Genomic DNA, 17,030 nt, shown 5'->3' with positions numbered 1-17,030 from the left:
ACTTTGGCAGCGGGGGATCGGGGCCGAGCCGCGCGGGCTCTCACTGGCCGGGTTCGAAGGGCCATGTACGCTGTTACTCACACAACACAACACGCCGGCAAAACTCACTCAAATACCGGCAACCCCAATGATGCGCCATTAGGGTTATCGCAGGGTAAACACACCGATTCGGGCGCGGAAACGGGCTTTTTCCGGCCAAAATGGGGCGATTCCGTTGCAGATCACGGTTAATGCGAGAGGTGGATAAGTCCGCCCATCAGCCCCTTGTTTTGCCCCGCCGGCGCCAAAAATTGCTTTGGGATCAACCCTCGGCCTGGGCCAGCGCCAGCCGCGCGATGGGCACGCGGTACGGTGAACAACTGACATAATCTATGTCGAGCCCGGCAAAGAACCGCAGGGACTCCGGATCGCCGGCATGTTCGCCGCAAATGCCGATCTTGAGGTTGGGATTGACCGCCTTGCCGCGTTCGATGGCCATGGCGATGAGTTCGCCAACCCCCTTCTGGTCGAGGGTGACGAACGGGTCCTGGTCGTAGAGGCCCTTGCGCTGGTAGGCGGCAAGGAAGGTCGGGGCGTCGTCGCGTGAAATGCCGAACGTGGTCTGGGTGAGATCGTTGGTGCCGAACGAGAAGAAGTCGACGCTCTGGGCGATGTCACCTGCCCGCAGCGCGGCGCGCGGCAACTCGATCATGGTGCCGAAGGAGAGCAGCGCCCGCCCGCTCTGGAGCACGCCTGCCGCCTCGGCGATCGCCATGACGCGCTCGCGGATCCAGGTGACTTCGCTGGCCATGGAGACGAACGGCACCATGACCTCGACGCTGACCGGCGCGAGCTGGCGCCTTGTCGCGGCCTCGACGCCGGCCATGAGGGCCTGCATCTGCATTTCGAGGATTTCGGGATAGGTGATCGCGACGCGCACGCCGCGATGGCCGAGCATCGGGTTGACCTCGGAGAGGCGCTCGAGGCGCTGGCGTAACTGGCGGACGGCGAGGCCGAGCGAGCTGGCGGTCTCTTCGATATCCTCATCGGAGCGCGGCAGGAACTCGTGAAGCGGCGGATCGAAGAGGCGCACGGTGATGGGGCGGCCACCCATGGTGTGGAAGAGCGCGGCGTAATCGCCGGTCTGGAAGTCGACGAGACCGGTCAACGCCTTGGCGCGGTCGGCCTCGTCTTCCGACAGGATCATGCGGCGCAGCGCCACCATGCGCTCGGGCGAGAAGAACATATGTTCGGAGCGGGCGAGACCGATGCCTTCGGCGCCGAAGCTGAGCGCCGTGCGGGCGGCCTCGACGGTTTCCACGTTGGTGCGAACGGAGATCTTGCGCGAGCTGTCCGACCAGTCGAGGAGCGTGCCGATGGCGCCGCCGATGTGGGGCTGGCTGAGCGGGAGGGCGCCGGCATAGACGCTGCCGTCACTGCCATCGATGGTGATGCGGTCGCCCGAGCGGAACTCGTGGTCCCCTATACGGCAGGAAAGCTCGGAGACATCCACGTGCAGGGTGCGAACGCCTGCAACGCACGGCTTGCCGGTGATGCGCGCCACGACGCCGGCATGGCTGGTCATGCCGCCGCGGGCGGTGAGAATGCCGGTGGCGGCCTTCATGCCCTCGATGTCGGTGGGGCCGGTTTCGGTGACCACCAGAATGCAGTGACGCCCGCGGGCGCGGACACGCGCGGCGTCCTCAGGGGTAAAGACCACCAGGCCGCTGGCAGCGCCAGGCGAGACACCCAGGCCCGTGGCAATGGGCTCGGCCTCGTTGTCAGCCTTGAGGCGCGGGTGGAGGAGCTGGGGCACGCGGGCCGGACTGATGGCGGCGACCGCCTGGCCCTGCGTCCAGATGCCCCGCTCGACCCGATCGACGGCGGCCTCGAGTTCGGCGCCGGCAGGCACGGCGATGGCGCGGGCCGAGAGCAGGCGGACCTTGTTACCCTCGACTTCGACGAGGCAGGAGAGATGCGTGCCGGCGAGCGCATCGAGCCGTTCGGCCAGATCGCGGGAGGCGGCGGGCATTTCAGGAAGCGCGTCGCCGGTGGCCGACGCCGGGCCGAGGGTGCCGGCCAGCGCATCGCGCGTAAGGAAGGTGCGCAACTGGCCGGTGGCGAGGGCCTGGACGATGACGATCTGCCGGCCCCGCGCGGTTTTGTCGCTGCTCGAAAGCCAGAACGAACCGCTCGAATAGGATTCAAACGCCTCCGAAATCGCCCGGGCCAGCGGCTTGGCGGGATCGACCGATTCGGTCTCGCTCTGGGGCGCGGGGATGTCGACCTCGGCAGGAGCGAGGCCCGAGGTGTACTTTGGCGCGGAGGTACGGACGACCAGGTGAGGCGGCACGCCATCGCGGCCGACGAGCCGGAAGAGGGTAGCGACCCAGTGGGTGCGCAAGCGGTTATCGCGCAGGCGACGCTCGGATTGCAGGGCTTCCCAGGCAGAACGGGTGATAACGATGGTGGGAACGACAGGAATGTCGGCTTCGGCAGCACGGTAGAGCCAGGCCGCCTTCCCGGTCAGCAAAGCTTCCTGCGCAGGGGAAACGTTGGCACGGCCCGTCGCCGGGGCAATCGCAAACATTTCCTGGGCCAGCGTCACCGGGACGACCTCAACACTACGTTACGGGCATATTGCCCATGCACCCCGAACACCGCAACAAGACTTGACTTGCCGGTCCTCAGAAAGCATTTGCTTTCATATGGAAAAAAGGCCGCAACTTGACATCGTGCTGTGCGCACCGCGCGGCTTTTGCGCCGGCGTAGACCGGGCGATCCAGATCGTGGAGCTGGCGCTCGAGAAGTATGGCGCGCCGGTCTATGTGCGCCACGCCATCGTGCACAACAAATACGTGGTGGATGGGCTCAAGGCCAAGGGCGCGGTGTTCGTCGAGGAGCTCGATGAGATCCCCGAGACCGAAGCGCCGGTGGTGTTTTCGGCCCATGGCGTGCCCAAGAGCGTGCCGGCCGATGCGCGCTCGCGCAACATGTTCTTCCTCGATGCCACCTGCCCGCTCGTCTCCAAGGTGCATGTGGAGGCCCAGCGCCATCATGCCGAAGGGCACGAGATCGTTCTGATCGGTCACCGCGGGCACCCCGAGGTAGTGGGCACGATGGGGCAGCTTCCCGAGGGGTCGATCACGCTGGTCGAGACGGTGGCCGATGCCGAGGCCTTCCAGCCGCAGCATCCCGAGACCCTGGCCTTCGTGACGCAGACGACGCTCTCGGTGGATGACACCAGCGAGATCGTCGCGGCACTGCGGCGCCGGTTCCCGGCGATCAACGGCCCGCACAAGGAAGACATCTGCTACGCGACCACAAACCGGCAGGAAGCCGTCAAGCAGGTGGCGCCCGAGGTCGATGCGATGATCGTGGTGGGCTCGCCCAATTCCTCGAACTCGCTGCGGCTGGTGGAAGTGGCAGAGCGCGCCGGCTGCAAGGTGGCGATGCTGGTGGACCGCGCCTCCGAGATCGACTGGACGCGCCTCGATGGCATCCGGTCGCTCGGTGTTTCGGCCGGTGCATCCGCCCCCGAGAGCCTGGTGGACGAAGTCATCGAGGCCTTCGCGCAGCGCTACGAGATCAAGGTTGAAAGCCGGGTGACGGCGCGCGAGAACATCGCGTTCAACGTCCCGCGCGAACTGCGCTCAGTTTCCGTTCAGGTTGCGGGCTGATCGTGAGCGAAACGGTCCTCGAAACCGAGCGGCTCAGGTTGACCAACTGGCAGCCGGAGCACCTTCCCGAACTCGTTCGCCTGCATGGCGACCCCGAAATCGCCCGCTATTTCACTGCCGAGGGCCTACCCTGGTCCGAGGAGCGCTGCCGGCTGCGGCTCGAGCGCTGGGCCAGCGAATTCCGCGACCACCGCATGGGCAAACTGCGCGTCATCCGCAAGGAAGACGGGGCATTGCTGGGGCGGGCAGGGTTCGGAATCCACGAACCGACGGGCGAGCCGGAGATCGGCTACGCGCTCTTTCGCGAGCACTGGGGCAAGGGCTACGCCACCGAAGCGGCGGCGGGCCTGCGCGACTGGATCTTCCGGGAAACGCCCCACGACCACTTCATCGGCTTCGCTCATAAGGACAATGCCGCCTCGCTCGCCGTGCTGGCGCGCATCGGCATGGAACCCACCCGCCGCCAGGTCATCTTCGACATGCCCTGCCAGTTCTTCATCTACAACCGGCGGGCAGTTCATGGCTGATGTCGTTACGATCCACACAGACGGCGCGTGCTCGGGCAATCCCGGGCCGGGCGGCTGGGGCGCAATCCTGGAATATGGCGGCAAGCGCAAGGAACTGAAGGGCGGCGAAGCCCTCACGACCAACAACAAGATGGAGCTGACCGCCGCCATCGAGGCGCTCAGCGCGCTCAAGCGCCCGTGCAAGGTCGAACTCTATACCGACAGCCAATACGTCAAGAACGGCGTGCAGGGCTGGGTGCACAACTGGAAGCGCAACGGCTGGCGGACCGCAGACAAGAAGCCGGTCAAGAACGTCGAGCTCTGGCAGGCGCTCGATGCCGCCGTGCAGCGGCACGACGTTTCCTGGCACTGGGTCAAGGGCCATGCCGGCCACGACCTCAACGAGCGGGCCGACGAGCTGGCCAACGAAGGCATGGCGCCGTTCAAGAAGAACGGCCGGCGCGACGAGATCGTGCCTCCGGTTTGAGCCGGGAAGCCTTAGTTCGATACTGACATCATTGGGCGGACGCGAAGCGGGGAGGCCTGCGTGGGCGGCGCTATCGCTGGGCCCCGGCCTTCGCCGGGGAAGAGGGACTTGGGTCCGGGCAAGTCGGGGACCAGCCGATTGGCCGGTCCCCATCGTTTCAGCCGGCGACCTTCGAGAAATCGGCAACCAGATGCATGGTGTCGCGCAGGCGGGCCAGCAGGTTCAGGCGGTCGGCCCGGACGGCGGGATCGGGGTCGTTGACCAGCACGGCTTCGAAGAAGGCATCGACGGGCGCGCGCAGGCGACCGAGGGCCGCCATGGCACCCTTGTAGTCGTCCGAGGCGATGAGCGCCGACACATCCGCATAAGCCTGGGCGACGCCGTTCCTCAGAGCGAGCTCTTCGGCAACGGGAGCGGCGCCGCTGAACTCGGTGCCGGTATAGGCGCGGCCGTCCTTCTTTTCCTCGGCGACGAGGATGTTAACGGCGCGACGATAGCCGGCGAGGAGATTGCGACCGTCTTCGGTGCCGAGAAGATCGGACAATGCCTCGACGCGCTGGGTGATCTGGAGCACGTCGTTGCTGTTTTCGGAGATCACGGCGTCGACGAGATCGTAGCGGGCGCCGGCATCGCGCAGCGACACCTTCAGGCGATCGTGGAAGAAGGCCAGCAGGTCGGCCTCGACCTGGAGCGGGAAGCGCAGGCCGTTCTCGGTGATGATGCGGATGACGCCGAGGGCGGCACGGCGCAGGGCGAAGGGATCGCGCGAGCCGGTGGGCTTTTCGTCGATGGCCCAGAAGCCGGTGAGCAGATCGAGCTTGTCGGCCAGGGCCACGGCGATCGCGACCGGCTCTGTGGGTACCCGGTCGGTGGGACCGAGCGGCTTATAGTGCATCTCTACGGCATTGGCGACCGCGGCACTCTCGCCCTGGCGCTCGGCATAGTAGCGGCCCATCAGGCCCTGCAGTTCGGGAAACTCGCCGACCATGTTGGTGACAAGATCAGCCTTGGCCAGGCGGGCGGCGCGGCGGGCCTCGTCGGGGTTGGCGCCGACCAGCGGGGCGATCTCGACGGCCAGCTTTTCGAGGCGATTGACGCGCTCGAGCTGGGTGCCGAGCTTGGCGTGGAACACCGTGTGCTCGAGGCGGGGCAGCCCGTCGGCCAGGGGCGTGGCCAGATCGGTCTCGTAGAAGAACTTGGCGTCCGACAGGCGGGCGCGGATGACGCGCTCGTTGCCAGCAACGATCAACTCGCCGCCATCCTGGGCGACGGTATTGGCCGTCAGCAGGAACTTCGGCGCCAGTTTGCCGGAGGCGTCGCGCAGGCAGAAGCACTTCTGGTTGACGCGGATGGTGGTGATGATGACTTCCTCGGGCACCTCGAGGAAATCGGGATCGAACGACCCCATCATGACGGTCGGCCATTCAACGAGCCCGGCGACCTCCTCGAGCAGGGCATCATCGTGGATGACGGTAAGGCCCTGGGCGAAGGCAAGCTGGTCGGCCTCACCTTTGATGATGTCGCGGCGGCGATCGATGTCGAGCACGACCTTGGCGCGCTCGAGCGACGTGACGTAGTCATCGAACCGCTTCACCTTGATGGCGCCCGGAGCGAGGAAGCGGTGGCCATAGGTGGTCTGGCCGCTCTCAAGTTCTTCGGCATCGAAGGGAATGACGACCGGATCGTCGTTTTCGGTGCCGAAGGTGGCGATGATGGCGCGCATGGGACGAATCCACTGCGTGCGCCCGGCACCCCAGCGCATGGACTTGGGCCACGGGAATTCGGCGATCACCTTGGGCAGGAGCCGGGAAAGAATGGTCTGGGTTTCCTCGCCCTTGCGCTCGACCACGGCGACGTAGAACTCGCCCTTCTTGGGATCGCTTTCGACCTTGGCCTCGGAGATGGAGACGAGACCGGCCGACTTGAGGAAGCCATCGATGGCCTGCTGGGGCGCGCCGACGCGCGGGCCCTTCTTTTCCTCGCGCGTATCGGGCGAGCGGGGCGGCAGACCGGTGACAGTGAGCGCCAGCCGGCGCGGGGTGACGAAGGCCTTGGCGCCCTCGTAGAGCAGACCCGCTTCGACCAAACCGTTGGTGACGGCCTTCTTCAAATCTTCGGCGGCGCGACGCTGAAAGCGGGCCGGGATTTCTTCCGAGAAGAGTTCGAGCAACAGTTCGGGCATTTGGTGAAACCAGCTAGCGGAAAGGCGCGGATTGCCTAGCAAGGGTAGCGCCGGTTGTCCATCGCTTCGGGCCATCGCTTCGCCGTTGTTGGCGCACGCGGGCAGGCGTAAAATCAACCAGATGCAGGAAGGAGGACCGCCATGCGCTGGTTATTGCCCTTGCTGCTGTTGACGGTGCCGGCGCAAGCCTGGGACGCCGGAAACGCCGACAGCCCCCGTACTCCCACGCCACTGCAAGTGGCCGAAAAATTCTGCGCCGCAGCCATCAGCGGCGAGTGGACCCGGCTGAGGCCGCCAATGGCCCCTGCCCTTCTGTCCTCGATCGTGAAGGCCCTGCGCCATGCCGGGGAAGACGTGGCCATCCCCTGGTCGAGCCTTTCGGGCAGGCCGAGCACGTGCGACGCCTCGTTCGTCAACGGCATCGAGAACGCGCCGATCGTCTTGGTTGCGGTGACCTACCGGTTGCCCGACGGATCGCAACGGGTCGACCAGGTGCAGATGGATCGCACGCCCGATAGCTGGGTGGTGGACAACGTGCTCTATGAGGGCGGCGGAAACCTGCGGTTCCGGCTGGCGGAGCTCTAGGCTACCAGCCCCCGCCGCCTCCACCACCGCCGCCGCCACCGGACCCGCCGCCACCGCCTCCACCGCCAGAAAAGCCCGATGAGGAGGAGGACTGCGGTTGGGCGGCGACCATGGCCGAGGTCATGCTGCTGGCGACCGTGGATACGGTGTTGGAGAAATTGCCCGAGGAGAAGTCGCGACCCGAATACCAGCCGGGCGAATAGGTGGCGACGGCGGCGCCCGCCACCGCGTTGCGCGCCAGTTCGCTCTGGAAGTAATGCGACCAGGGCTTCTCGATGCCGAGTGCGATGGCGAAGGGCAGGATCGACTCGAAGCGCTCGATGGTCATCGGCGGCTCGTTGATAAGGTTGAGCCGCTCCTTTTCGGCGGTGTTGATATACATCTTGAAGCCGTCGATCTGGTCCATGACCCTGCGGCCCTGCACGGTGGGCGCCCGGAGCAGGATGGCAAAGACGATGGTGATGAGCACGATCGAGGCCGCAGCAAAGACGGCCGTATCGACGCGGAAGCCCGAAATCACATCGCTGCCGGCGCCGATGAGATTGAAGCCGGCAATGCCCACCCAGACGAGGATCACGAAGCGACTGAAACCACCGCCGCTCCAGAAGCTCGAAAAGAGCGACGTGAAAAGGCCGATGGCGACGCCGGCAATGACCGCGACGATCAGCCAGAGCGGATCGAGCACCTCGAAGAACACCATCGCGCCCAGCATGAGCACGGCGAGCATTCCGCCAAGAAAGACATAGCCCGTGTTGTTGCGGAAATAGACCTGACGGTTCTCGCTCTGGAGCGTGGAGATGAACTCGGACCGCTTCTGGTTGAGTTCGGGACCGGTGGTGGTGTCGACGGTGAGGTTACCCTTGGCGTTGAGGTAGCCGTAGAGAAGCGCCTCGCCCGGCGGCAATTGCCCGTCTGGCTGCTTGCCGGTCAGGGTGATGCGCAGCTTCTTGGTGGTCTGATCGATCCTGATGAGGCCCTTGACCCCCAGATCGAAGATCGAGGCGGTAAAGGCCGTCCAGCCATCGCGCTTCCAGCCCATCTCGCTGATGTAGTGCACGAGGCCCGGCGAATAGCCCTTGGGCGGGTGGAAGAGCGGAATGATGGTGCCCCTGGGCGGATCGCGCCCGACCATATCCCAGGCGAAGAGGTTGTAGGCGAGGACGAGCAGGACGGCGACGAGCGGCAGGACGGTATCGCGATGATCCGAAAGCCAGTAGCCCAGCCCGGTGAGGCCGCCCGGCGCCTCGAGGACACCCTTCTGGAAGGCAAGGGCAACGCTCATGCCTTCCCCTGAATCGAGCTGCCGGGTGGCCTTGAAGGTGGCGGTGTTGTCGCTGGTACGGGTGACGGTCACGGCCCGCTCATTGGAGCCGACGGGACCGGTGTAGCCGACGAGGTTGGAAATGACCGCCCCCTCGGGCAGCGTTACGCTCGCCGATGCCTCGATGATCGGGAAGTTCCAGTAGTTGCCCGTAACGTTCCAGTAGAGTTCGTCATGGTCTTGGAAACTCCGCGCCATGCGGGTCATGGTGTAGCGGATTTCGTAGGTATGCATGCCGTTCCGCAGGTAGACGTCGGGATTGCCGATGCGGATGCGCTTGAAGTGGTTTTCCAGGTCTTCGAGCGCGAACTGCTCGGGGTGCCCGTCGCGAGTGACCGAGATCACATCCAGGTTCGAGCGCAGGAGCGAGCCATTGGCGTTGGTGAGCGTTGTGGGAATATCGCGGAAGATGCCGCGCGTGATGCTGTAGCCTTCGGCATTGACCGAGATGCGCTCAGTGACGCTGACGGTGCCGTCCTTCGCCAACGCGATATCCGCATCGAAGCGGCGGATCACCTCGGCGGCAAGCGCTGGCGCTGCCAGTGTGACCAGCATCACGAACGTGGCGGCAAGCCGCGCGAACAGGCCGACCATGCGCATCCGCTGCGCCCCCGAGGCTAGAACTTGACGGTGGGTACGGCGCGATCGGCGGCGTTTTCGAGCTCGAAATACTCCGCCTTGGTGAACTTGAACATGTTGGCGATGATGGCGGAGGGGAAAGATTCTACGGCCACGTTGAGATTGCGAACCGCCCCGTTGTAATAGCGTCGCGCGAGCTGGATCTCGTCCTCGACACCCTGGAGCGCCTGCTGGAAATCGAGGAACGTGGTGTTGGCCTTGAGGTCGGGATAGGCCTCGGCGACGGCCAGGAGACGCCCCAGAGCGCCGGTCAACGCGCCTTCAAGCTTGGCGCGCTCCTCAGGAGGAGCATTGGCGCCGGCCTGGGCGGCGGCCCGGGCATTTGTGACCGCTTCGAGCGTCTCGCGCTCGTGGGTCATGTAGCCTTTGACGGTTTCGAGCAGGTTGGGAATGAGATCGGCGCGGCGCTTGAGCTGCACGTCGATGCCGGACCAGCCCTCCTGCGTGAGCTGCCGGTTCCGCACCAGGCTGTTGTAGAGGTAGACGGCGTAGCCGAGCACGGCCACGATTATGAGCAGAATGATCAAGCCGGTCATGACGATCCCCTAAGCGCCGAAATCGGCCGGGGAAGAGTGGCATTGCGGGAAGCGGACTTCAACAGGGCAATACCTGAGCAAAGCACTGTGCGCACAGGCACTTTGCTCAGGTATTGCCCTCTTCCTCGCTCCCGGGCACGGAAAAGGGGAGCTGATCGACCATCAAACTCCCCTTTGGATGCTTCTGCTTGCGGCTATAGGCCTTCGGGTTCTTCTCGACCTTGGGTCGATATTGCGCCTCGGCCAGCGCCTTTGCCGCCAGATTGGGCGGCGCCGCCTGTTTTCGTGTCAGTTTGATTTTCATGAGAAATCTCCGGTTCTTGACAGGAGACAGATAGGGGACCGAAGCCCCGAAGTGAAGTCCGGCTATTCAGCAGCGCGCTCGCGCAGGCGGCGGTGGCGCCGCGACTCCTCGCGCTGATGCCGGGTCGCGTAAAGCATGACGAACGCGAACAGAAAAACGCAGAGGGGCGCGATGCTAAAGATGACCAGGAAATCGAGCGTGCTCATTCTTCCAGCCCTTCCAGAAACCACCGCGCCAACAAATGTAAGGCGACGCTGACGGCCATACAACCCGGTACGATAGCAGCAACCAGCCAAGGCTGATCCAGACGCTGAGAAACAAGCGCCACCACCGGCGCGAGAACTCCGACAGCCAGGAAGGCGAGAGCCGCGCCGTTCAGGTAGGCTCCCGTCAACTTGATCTGCTCGTTTCGGACCAGGTGCATGGGAAGCAGCCTATGCACCCGTGCCCCACGTCGATATTGGGATTTCTCCCTCAGGCAGCGCCGCCGTTGACGGTCTGCAGCCAGGCACCGCCGCAGGCCTTGGCGAGTTCGCGGATGCGCAGGATGTAGCTCTGGCGTTCGGTCACGGAGATCACGCCGCGCGCGTCGAGAAGGTTGAAATTGTGCGCGGCCTTGAGGACCTGCTCGTAGGCGGGAACGGCAAGGGTGTGGCGGTCGCCATCCTGGCCCTTTTCGAGCAGGGCGCGGCATTCCTTCTCGGCGTCGGCGAAATGCTGGAACAGCATGTCGGTGTCGGCAGCCTCGAAATTGTACTTGGAGAATTCCTGCTCGTTCTGCAGGAAAACGTCGCCATAGGTAACCTTGCTGTTGCCGTTACCGCCGTTGAAGTTGAGATCGTAGACGTTCTCGACGCCCTGCACGTACATGGCGAGACGCTCAAGGCCATAGGTGATCTCGCCCGAGACCGGCGAGCATTCGAAGCCGGCGACCTGCTGGAAGTAGGTGAACTGGCTCACTTCCATGCCGTCACACCAGCACTCCCAGCCGAGGCCCCAGGCGCCCAGCGTCGGGTTCTCCCAGTCGTCCTCGACGAAGCGGATGTCGTGGAGCGAGGAATCCAGGCCAATGGCGGCCAGGGAATCCAGGTAGAGCTGCTGAATGTTGTCGGGCGACGGCTTGAGGATCACCTGGAACTGGTAATAGTGCTGGAGCCGATTGGGGTTCTCGCCATAGCGGCCATCCTTGGGGCGGCGCGAGGGCTGCACGTAAGCGGCGTTCCAGTGCTTGGGGCCGAGCGCGCGCAGCACTGTGGCGGTGTGGGAGGTACCAGCGCCCATGGGCATGTCGTATGGCTGGAGAATGACGCAACCCTGTTCGGCCCAATAGCGCTGCAACGTCAGGATCAGCCCCTGGAACGAGCGTTTAGGGTCCATGTTGGCAGGCAGGGCGTCGGTCATCGCGCGAAAGGTCCGGCTGGAGAAAGCGCGGCGAAACTAGTGGGCCGCATCCGGGTGGTCAAGCGCGTGGGCCTGCCTGATCGTCGTCTTTGCCATTCGGGCGGAATACGCCGTCGCCGTCGCGCTTGAGGGTGATCACATCGGGGCGGTCGCGCTCGCGCAGGTCGCGCTCATGCTGCTCGCGGTCGAGATTGCGGAACTGGCTCTTCCAGTCGCGCCAGATCTTGCGGATGCCGAAATAGACCGCGGCGACGATGATGACATAGATGGCGAGGCGCAGTGCGATTGCCGTCACAGCCCGAACCTCGACCACAGGGCGCGATCCTCGATCGAGGCAAGAACTTCGCCGGTTGCAGAGCCTGCCGCGGCGGCGCTCAGGCCGAAGCGCGGCAGCGCGAAAAGGGGGCGCTTGGGCTCGATGGCCTTGAGCTGAACATCGGCGCCATAGCGTTCGCGCAGCGTCTGGTGAATGTCGCCCAGGCCATCGATGAGGCCCAGCCGCAAGCCGCTCAGCGCGCTCCACCACTGGCCGGTGAACAATTCGTCGTCCGGGGCGGTGAGCTTGCCGGCGCGGCGCGTCTTCACGTGGTCGATGAAAACGTGATGGACATCGAGGGCGAAGGCATTGAGGCGGTCGACATCTTCGCGCTTCTCGGGGAGGAAGGGGTCGAGCGTCGATTTGTTCTTGCCGGCCGTATAGACGCGGCGTGTGACGCCGAGCTTTTCGATGGCCTCGACGAAGCCGAAGCCGGCGGAGATGACGCCGATCGAACCGACGATGGAAGACGGGTCGGCGATGATCTCGTCCGCGCCCACGGCGATGAAATAGCCACCGGAGGCCGCGGCATCCTCGACGAAGACGATAACCTTCTTGCCGGTTTCCTCGGCAAGGTCGCGGATGCGCTTGGAGATCAGGCGAGACTGCACGGCCGAACCGCCGGGCGAATTGACGATGATAGCGACTACGGGCGCCGCCTTCATGTCGAACGCCCGCTTGAGGAGCGGGGCGACGCCGGCGATGTTGAGACGGCCCGGACGGGTGTCGGCGGCGATGACGCCCTGCAGGCGCACCACGGGGATCACGGTTGCCCCGTGCCCGAAGAGCTTGCCGATCCAGCTGCGAATTCGTCCTGCCATGGGTTCCCCCGACCGTTTCAGCCGGTCATGTAAGCGGCAAGCCTGCCAATTACCAGACCAACCGTCCAGTGCCGCGGAAGATGGCCTCGAACTCGCGCGAGAAGCCGCGACCGGCATCTTCGTGGAGGGCACGCGCGCTCAGGAGGCGCAGCGGGGCCCGGGAGCCCTTGATGCCGCGGATGAGGACGCGCGTGGATTCCTGTCCCTTGCGGGGAGACAGCGGCAAGATGGTAAGGGCGCCGAAGCGGGACTCGAAGGCTGCGAGCAGGTGCGGCAAGGCCTGGGCGACATGCACGAAGATGATCTCGCCGCCGGGAGTGGCGTGGGTCGCGGCGGCCTTGACCCATAGGTCGAGCTCTTCCCAGGCCATGTGCCGGGCGGACGCCCTGCCCTGATGGTTAGCAAGCGTACCTGCCTCCCGCTCGAAAAAGGGAGGATTGGCAATGACGGTGGTGAAGTGCTCGGCCGGCAGTCCGGCGGCCTTGCGGACGCTGCCCTTGGCGGCAACATCGAGCTCGAGCGCCGTTGCGCGGGCACCTATGTCGTTCTCTTCGATATTGAGGCGCGCCAGCGCCAGCGCCTCTGGGTCCCTGTCCACCAGGATGCCTGAAAGCGCGGGGATATTAGCCAGCGCCACGAGACCGGCAACGCCGGAGCCGGTGCCCAGATCGAGCAGCGTCTTGCTCTCCACGGAGACCGAGGCGCCCAGAATCACCGAATCGAGGCCTGCACGAAAACCGTGGCCAGGTTGCGACACAATCAGCCGCCCGCCCAAAAAGGCATCGCGCGTCGGCGTTTGGTGTTTTACAAAGTCGTTAGGCTGGTCTAGGGACATCGCACCCTGCGGGCGGGGTTTTACTTGGTTCGCGCCAAGCATATAACGCGTCCGCCCCGGCTCAACGACATTCCGCCGGGCTCACGGCAAACGCGAGTAAATGATGGCCTTGTCGGCGACAGCAGAAAACGAACTGGCCGGTCCCTCCGCGATGGACCGCCTGCTGACCGCAACGCAAGCGGAAATGAACAAGGTGAACGCGCTTATCCTGGCGCGCGCCGATTCGCATGTGGATATGGTTCCCGAACTGGCCCGCTACCTCATCGAAGCGGGCGGCAAGCGCCTGCGGCCGATGCTGACCGTGGCGGCAGCGCTGCTGTTCGGGAAATCCAACGGCGCCCATGTCAATTTCGCGGCAGCCGTCGAATTCATGCACAATGCGACCCTCCTCCACGACGATGTTGTGGACGAGAGCGACCTGCGCCGCGGACGCCCGGCTGCCCGTATCATCTGGGGCAACCAGGCGAGCGTGCTGGTAGGGGACTTCCTGCTCGGCCAGGCCTTCATGATGATGGTAGAGACCCGGGACGTGGAAGCGCTGGGCGTGCTGGCCAAGGCCGCAGCGACCATGGCCGAGGGGGAAGTGTTCCAGCTCGCCAAGACGCGCGATCTTTCGACCACGGCTTCCGAATACGACCAGGTCATCCACGCCAAGACCGCTACGCTTTTCGAGGCGGCGGCCGAAGTTGGCGCCATGGTGGGCGGCGCCGATGCGGCCGGCCGCGAAGCCCTGCGCACCTACGGGGTCGAGCTGGGCAATGCGTTCCAGCTCGTCGACGACGTTCTCGACTATCGCGGCGAAAGCGGCACGCTGGGCAAGAACACCGGTGATGACCTGCGCGAAGGCAAGATGACGCTGCCGATCATCCTGGCTCTGGCCGATGCCACGCCGGCTGAACGGTCCCTGATCGAAGGCGCGCTCGGCAATGTCGAGGTACCCGACGAGACGGTGGCGCGGGTCGTTTCGATCCTCGAAAAATACGACACGCTCAACCGCACGGTCGAGAAGGCGCACGCCCACGCGCGGGCAGCACGCGAGGCCCTCAGGGCATTGCCGTCTTCGGAGATGCGGACGCTCCTGGGCGATGTCGCCGAGTTCAGCGTCGCGCGGGCATTCTAGCGGCGCGCAGGGAACTGCCTCCGCGCCGCGCCGGGAACGATACCCTTATTGCTCGACCTCGAGCCTTTGCAGGTGCTCCTGCAGGCGCGGCATGATCTCCACGAAATTGCAGGGCTTGGTCCGGTAGTCGAACTGGTGGCGCAGGATGCCGGTCCAGGCATCGCGCACGGCACCCTTCGAACCCGGCAGGCAGAAGACGAAGGTCTTGCCGATGAGACCGGCCGTCGCACGCGACTGGATGGTCGAGGTGCCGATGTTCTGAGCCGACAATTGGTGGAAGAGCACCGAGAACCCATCCATGCGCTTGTCGAACAGCGGCTCAATGGCTTCGGGGGTCACGTCGCGGCCGGTAAAGCCGGTGCCGCCCGTAGTGATGATGACGTCGATATGCGTATCGGCCGCCACGCCCTGAACGCGGGCGCGCAGCTGGTGGACGACGTCGGGCACCACGGTGCGGTCAAAGACGTGGTGGCCGTCGGCCTCGATCATTTCCTTGAGCAGAGCGCCGCTGGTGTCGGTCTCGAGGGTGCGGGTGTCGGATACCGCGATGACGAAAAAGGACAGCGGAACGAAGGGTTTCTTGTCGTCGCGCTCTGACTTGAACATCGTATGCTCCTGGTGGTTGCGGCAGCCCCTGGGGGCTGCCGGTATGATTCAGCTTTCCACGATCGCCATCACGATCCGCCGCACAAGCGGAAGCACCGCAAGCAGCGTGGGGAAAGCGATGGCCCAGGACAGCGCCCAAGCCTGCAACCAGAGCGAAAGCAGATCGGGCGAGGCCCCGACAGAACGCAGGGTCGCAACTAGCGATACGACAAATGTCATGATCAAGGAAAGCACCAGCGGTGTAACCACCGCAGCGTAGCGTTTCGGCAAGCGCCGGAAGCGCATGGGAAATCTCCGTCTATTTCGCCAACGGGCACCTCTCCCTGAGGGAGCCCACGGGCGTGGGTTGGTGCGTTGGATGACGGTAACGCTTACGGCTGACTGGAGCGCCCGCTTGGTAGTGGTTTACGCAGCAGCTGTCGAGGCCCTTTCGCGCTCGGCCTCTTCGGGGTCCGAACGCGGATCGAGCACGACGGTTTCCGGCGTCGCCTTGCTCGATTCCATCGGGCGGAAGCGCATGCGGCCGGTGGCATCGCGCACCGGACGGATCTTCATGCGCCAGAAGGCGACCGCTGCAAGGGTGCCGTGGAAAGTCGCGGTGACGATGAAAAGGCCGACCGGACCGTAGCTGCTCATGATGAAGGATGCGACCGCCGGCCCGATAGCCAGGCCGATACCCAGGATCAGCAGCATGCCGCTGGCGATCTTGGCGAAGCTGCCATCCTTGGCGAAGTCGTTCGCGTGGGCCACGGCGATGGCGTAGATCGGGTTGGCGGCAAAGCCGTAGATGCCGAACAGCACATACATGATGATGCCGGGCGACGGATTGATGATCACCAGGAGCGTGCCGGTGATGGCCGCTGCGAGCGACAGGCCGATCATCACCAGGCGCCGATCGACGCGGTCGGAAAGGCGGCCGAAGGGTATCTGGGCGCTGGCGCCGAGAATGGCCGTCACCGCAAAGAGCACGGAGATGCCGGCGGCATCGAGGCCCTGGGCGTAGCCGTAGACCGGGGCGAGCGTGCCGAAAGTGCCGTTGGCCATGCCCAGGGTGAACGCCGCGATGACCGCCACCGGGGAGGTCTTATAGAGCAGCACCACGTCGAGCTTGGCGGACGCCAGCGGACGGGGCTGGGGCGTCGACGTAAGAGCGGTCGGCAGGACGGCGAGAATGAAGCTGATGGCGCCGATCACGAAGGGCAGGTAGCCCGAGACGCCAGTCACCGACATGGCGAGCTGACCCAGGGTCGAGGCCGCCATATTGAGCGTGGTGTAGATCGAAAAGATGGTGCCGCGGTTGCGGTTGTCGGCGACTTCGTTGAGCCAGCTCTCCACGATCATGGCGGCACCGGCGAAGCAGAAGCCCGAGAATGCGCGCAGGACGATCCAGCCGATGTCGTTGATCCAGAGCAGATTGAGGAGGATCGTGACCGTTCCTACGACGGCCATCACCGAATAGGCGCGGATATGGCCGACGCGCTTGACCAGCATCGGCACGGAAATCGAGCCAGCGACAAAGCCGACCGACCAGCCGGTGCCGATCAGGCCCAAGGCCAGCAGGGAGAAGTTCTCCTCCGCGCCGCGCACCGAGAGCAGGAGCCCCTGAAGTCCGCCGCCGAACATGAGCAGGCAGGAACCGAGGAAGAGAGCATAGATCTTGACGACGGAAGTCATTGAACCGCTTTTGAAAACCGAGCCGCGAGAGAGATTCA

General features: G+C 64.8%; 19 protein-coding genes. 5 read left to right on the top strand and 14 right to left on the bottom strand.

Annotation, left to right across the window (positions count from 1 at the left end; translation table 11 throughout):
* Positions 1–301: 301 nt before the first annotated feature.
* Positions 302–2,569 (bottom strand): putative PEP-binding protein, encoded by a 2,268-nt coding sequence (locus FNA67_RS05470; protein WP_147655328.1) that lies wholly within the window; start codon positions 2,567–2,569, stop codon positions 302–304.
* Positions 2,570–2,687: 118 nt separating this feature from the next.
* Between FNA67_RS05470 and ispH the strand changes: the two genes are divergently transcribed.
* From ispH to rnhA, 3 genes are read left to right on the top strand one after another with little or no spacing between them, the layout of a single operon-like run.
* Entirely contained in the window at positions 2,688–3,659 is a 972-nt protein-coding gene (gene ispH / locus FNA67_RS05465) for a 4-hydroxy-3-methylbut-2-enyl diphosphate reductase (RefSeq protein ID WP_049704255.1), read from the top strand.
* A gap of 2 nt (positions 3,660–3,661) precedes the next feature.
* Complete coding sequence (locus FNA67_RS05460) at positions 3,662–4,186, top strand: GNAT family N-acetyltransferase (protein ID WP_170267216.1); 525 nt, start codon at positions 3,662–3,664, stop codon at positions 4,184–4,186.
* On the top strand, positions 4,179–4,652 hold the full coding sequence (rnhA, locus tag FNA67_RS05455; protein ID WP_049704254.1) for a ribonuclease HI: 474 nt from the start codon (positions 4,179–4,181) through the stop codon (positions 4,650–4,652). Before FNA67_RS05460 ends, rnhA begins: the two co-directional genes overlap by 8 nt.
* Before the next feature lie 157 nt (positions 4,653–4,809).
* Here the strand turns inward: rnhA and glyS are convergent, their stop codons facing one another.
* Positions 4,810–6,834, bottom strand: a complete 2,025-nt coding sequence (gene glyS, locus FNA67_RS05450; RefSeq protein ID WP_147655326.1) for a glycine--tRNA ligase subunit beta — start codon at positions 6,832–6,834, stop codon at positions 4,810–4,812.
* A gap of 297 nt (positions 6,835–7,131) precedes the next feature.
* On the opposite strand from glyS, the gene FNA67_RS21845 reads away from it, so the two are divergent.
* Positions 7,132–7,419 (top strand): hypothetical protein, encoded by a 288-nt coding sequence (locus FNA67_RS21845; RefSeq protein ID WP_145976679.1) that lies wholly within the window; start codon positions 7,132–7,134, stop codon positions 7,417–7,419.
* Between the two features lies 1 nt (position 7,420).
* Here FNA67_RS21845 and FNA67_RS22060 read toward each other — a convergent pair whose 3' ends face one another.
* The 9 genes from FNA67_RS22060 to FNA67_RS05405 all read right to left on the bottom strand — a co-directional run bounded on the left by FNA67_RS22060 (position 7,421) and on the right by FNA67_RS05405 (position 13,472).
* On the bottom strand, positions 7,421–9,334 hold the full coding sequence (locus FNA67_RS22060) for a DUF2207 domain-containing protein (protein WP_188569615.1): 1,914 nt from the start codon (positions 9,332–9,334) through the stop codon (positions 7,421–7,423).
* A gap of 23 nt (positions 9,335–9,357) precedes the next feature.
* The gene (locus FNA67_RS05435; RefSeq protein ID WP_049704250.1) at positions 9,358–9,915 is read right to left on the bottom strand and encodes a LemA family protein; all 558 of its coding nucleotides are present in this window, start codon (positions 9,913–9,915) and stop codon (positions 9,358–9,360) included.
* Positions 9,916–10,021: 106 nt separating this feature from the next.
* The gene (locus FNA67_RS05430; protein WP_147655324.1) at positions 10,022–10,219 is read right to left on the bottom strand and encodes a DUF7230 family protein; all 198 of its coding nucleotides are present in this window, start codon (positions 10,217–10,219) and stop codon (positions 10,022–10,024) included.
* A 62-nt stretch (positions 10,220–10,281) separates the two neighbouring features.
* Positions 10,282–10,425: a hypothetical protein gene (locus FNA67_RS21840; protein ID WP_170267215.1), complete on the bottom strand. Its 144-nt coding sequence runs from the start codon at positions 10,423–10,425 to the stop codon at positions 10,282–10,284.
* Positions 10,422–10,643, bottom strand: a complete 222-nt coding sequence (locus FNA67_RS05425) for a hypothetical protein (protein ID WP_049704248.1) — start codon at positions 10,641–10,643, stop codon at positions 10,422–10,424. The genes FNA67_RS21840 and FNA67_RS05425 overlap by 4 nt, the downstream gene beginning before the upstream one ends.
* Positions 10,644–10,693: 50 nt before the next feature.
* Complete coding sequence (locus FNA67_RS05420; protein WP_049704247.1) at positions 10,694–11,620, bottom strand: glycine--tRNA ligase subunit alpha; 927 nt, start codon at positions 11,618–11,620, stop codon at positions 10,694–10,696.
* 58 nt (positions 11,621–11,678) lie between these two features.
* Positions 11,679–11,915, bottom strand: coding sequence for a hypothetical protein (locus FNA67_RS05415; protein WP_049704246.1), 237 nt, complete (start codon positions 11,913–11,915; stop codon positions 11,679–11,681).
* Entirely contained in the window at positions 11,912–12,757 is an 846-nt protein-coding gene (locus FNA67_RS05410; protein ID WP_147655323.1) for a S49 family peptidase, read from the bottom strand. The genes FNA67_RS05415 and FNA67_RS05410 overlap by 4 nt, the downstream gene beginning before the upstream one ends.
* A gap of 49 nt (positions 12,758–12,806) precedes the next feature.
* Positions 12,807–13,472, bottom strand: a complete 666-nt coding sequence (locus FNA67_RS05405) for a tRNA1(Val) (adenine(37)-N6)-methyltransferase (RefSeq protein ID WP_170267214.1) — start codon at positions 13,470–13,472, stop codon at positions 12,807–12,809.
* Between the two features lie 223 nt (positions 13,473–13,695).
* Between FNA67_RS05405 and FNA67_RS05400 the strand changes: the two genes are divergently transcribed.
* Positions 13,696–14,712 (top strand): polyprenyl synthetase family protein, encoded by a 1,017-nt coding sequence (locus tag FNA67_RS05400; RefSeq protein WP_049707847.1) that lies wholly within the window; start codon positions 13,696–13,698, stop codon positions 14,710–14,712.
* Between the two features lie 45 nt (positions 14,713–14,757).
* Here the strand turns inward: FNA67_RS05400 and moaB are convergent, their stop codons facing one another.
* From moaB to FNA67_RS05385, 3 genes are all read right to left on the bottom strand, one after another.
* The gene (moaB, locus tag FNA67_RS05395) at positions 14,758–15,318 is read right to left on the bottom strand and encodes a molybdenum cofactor biosynthesis protein B (RefSeq protein WP_049704243.1); all 561 of its coding nucleotides are present in this window, start codon (positions 15,316–15,318) and stop codon (positions 14,758–14,760) included.
* 48 nt (positions 15,319–15,366) lie between these two features.
* Positions 15,367–15,603, bottom strand: a complete 237-nt coding sequence (locus FNA67_RS05390) for a DUF2798 domain-containing protein (RefSeq protein WP_049704242.1) — start codon at positions 15,601–15,603, stop codon at positions 15,367–15,369.
* Between the two features lie 120 nt (positions 15,604–15,723).
* Positions 15,724–16,992, bottom strand: a complete 1,269-nt coding sequence (locus tag FNA67_RS05385; protein ID WP_147655321.1) for an MFS transporter — start codon at positions 16,990–16,992, stop codon at positions 15,724–15,726.
* Between the last annotated feature and the right edge of the window lie 38 nt (positions 16,993–17,030).

Origin of the sequence: Youhaiella tibetensis (genome assembly GCF_008000755.1) — a bacterium.
In the GTDB taxonomy this organism is placed as follows: domain Bacteria; phylum Pseudomonadota; class Alphaproteobacteria; order Rhizobiales; family Devosiaceae; genus Paradevosia; species Paradevosia tibetensis.
The sequence above is the reverse complement of the archived record's forward strand: the minus strand, read 5'-3'. Positions and strand labels throughout refer to the sequence as shown.

Coding starts and splice junctions, on each gene's coding strand:
- glyS (WP_147655326.1), bottom strand. CDS start 6,834: ATGCCCGAACTGTTGCTCGAACTCTTCTCGGAAGAAATCCCGGCCCGC.
- FNA67_RS21840 (WP_170267215.1), bottom strand. CDS start 10,425: ATGAGCACGCTCGATTTCCTGGTCATCTTTAGCATCGCGCCCCTCTGC.
- FNA67_RS05400 (WP_049707847.1), top strand. CDS start 13,696: ATGGCCTTGTCGGCGACAGCAGAAAACGAACTGGCCGGTCCCTCCGCG.
- FNA67_RS21845 (WP_145976679.1), top strand. CDS start 7,132: ATGGCCCCTGCCCTTCTGTCCTCGATCGTGAAGGCCCTGCGCCATGCC.
- moaB (WP_049704243.1), bottom strand. CDS start 15,318: ATGTTCAAGTCAGAGCGCGACGACAAGAAACCCTTCGTTCCGCTGTCC.
- FNA67_RS05390 (WP_049704242.1), bottom strand. CDS start 15,603: ATGCGCTTCCGGCGCTTGCCGAAACGCTACGCTGCGGTGGTTACACCG.
- FNA67_RS05385 (WP_147655321.1), bottom strand. CDS start 16,992: ATGACTTCCGTCGTCAAGATCTATGCTCTCTTCCTCGGTTCCTGCCTG.
- ispH (WP_049704255.1), top strand. CDS start 2,688: ATGGAAAAAAGGCCGCAACTTGACATCGTGCTGTGCGCACCGCGCGGC.
- FNA67_RS05420 (WP_049704247.1), bottom strand. CDS start 11,620: ATGACCGACGCCCTGCCTGCCAACATGGACCCTAAACGCTCGTTCCAG.
- rnhA (WP_049704254.1), top strand. CDS start 4,179: ATGGCTGATGTCGTTACGATCCACACAGACGGCGCGTGCTCGGGCAAT.
- FNA67_RS05425 (WP_049704248.1), bottom strand. CDS start 10,643: ATGCACCTGGTCCGAAACGAGCAGATCAAGTTGACGGGAGCCTACCTG.
- FNA67_RS05410 (WP_147655323.1), bottom strand. CDS start 12,757: ATGGCAGGACGAATTCGCAGCTGGATCGGCAAGCTCTTCGGGCACGGG.
- FNA67_RS05430 (WP_147655324.1), bottom strand. CDS start 10,219: ATGAAAATCAAACTGACACGAAAACAGGCGGCGCCGCCCAATCTGGCG.
- FNA67_RS05435 (WP_049704250.1), bottom strand. CDS start 9,915: ATGACCGGCTTGATCATTCTGCTCATAATCGTGGCCGTGCTCGGCTAC.
- FNA67_RS05470 (WP_147655328.1), bottom strand. CDS start 2,569: ATGTTTGCGATTGCCCCGGCGACGGGCCGTGCCAACGTTTCCCCTGCG.
- FNA67_RS22060 (WP_188569615.1), bottom strand. CDS start 9,334: ATGGTCGGCCTGTTCGCGCGGCTTGCCGCCACGTTCGTGATGCTGGTC.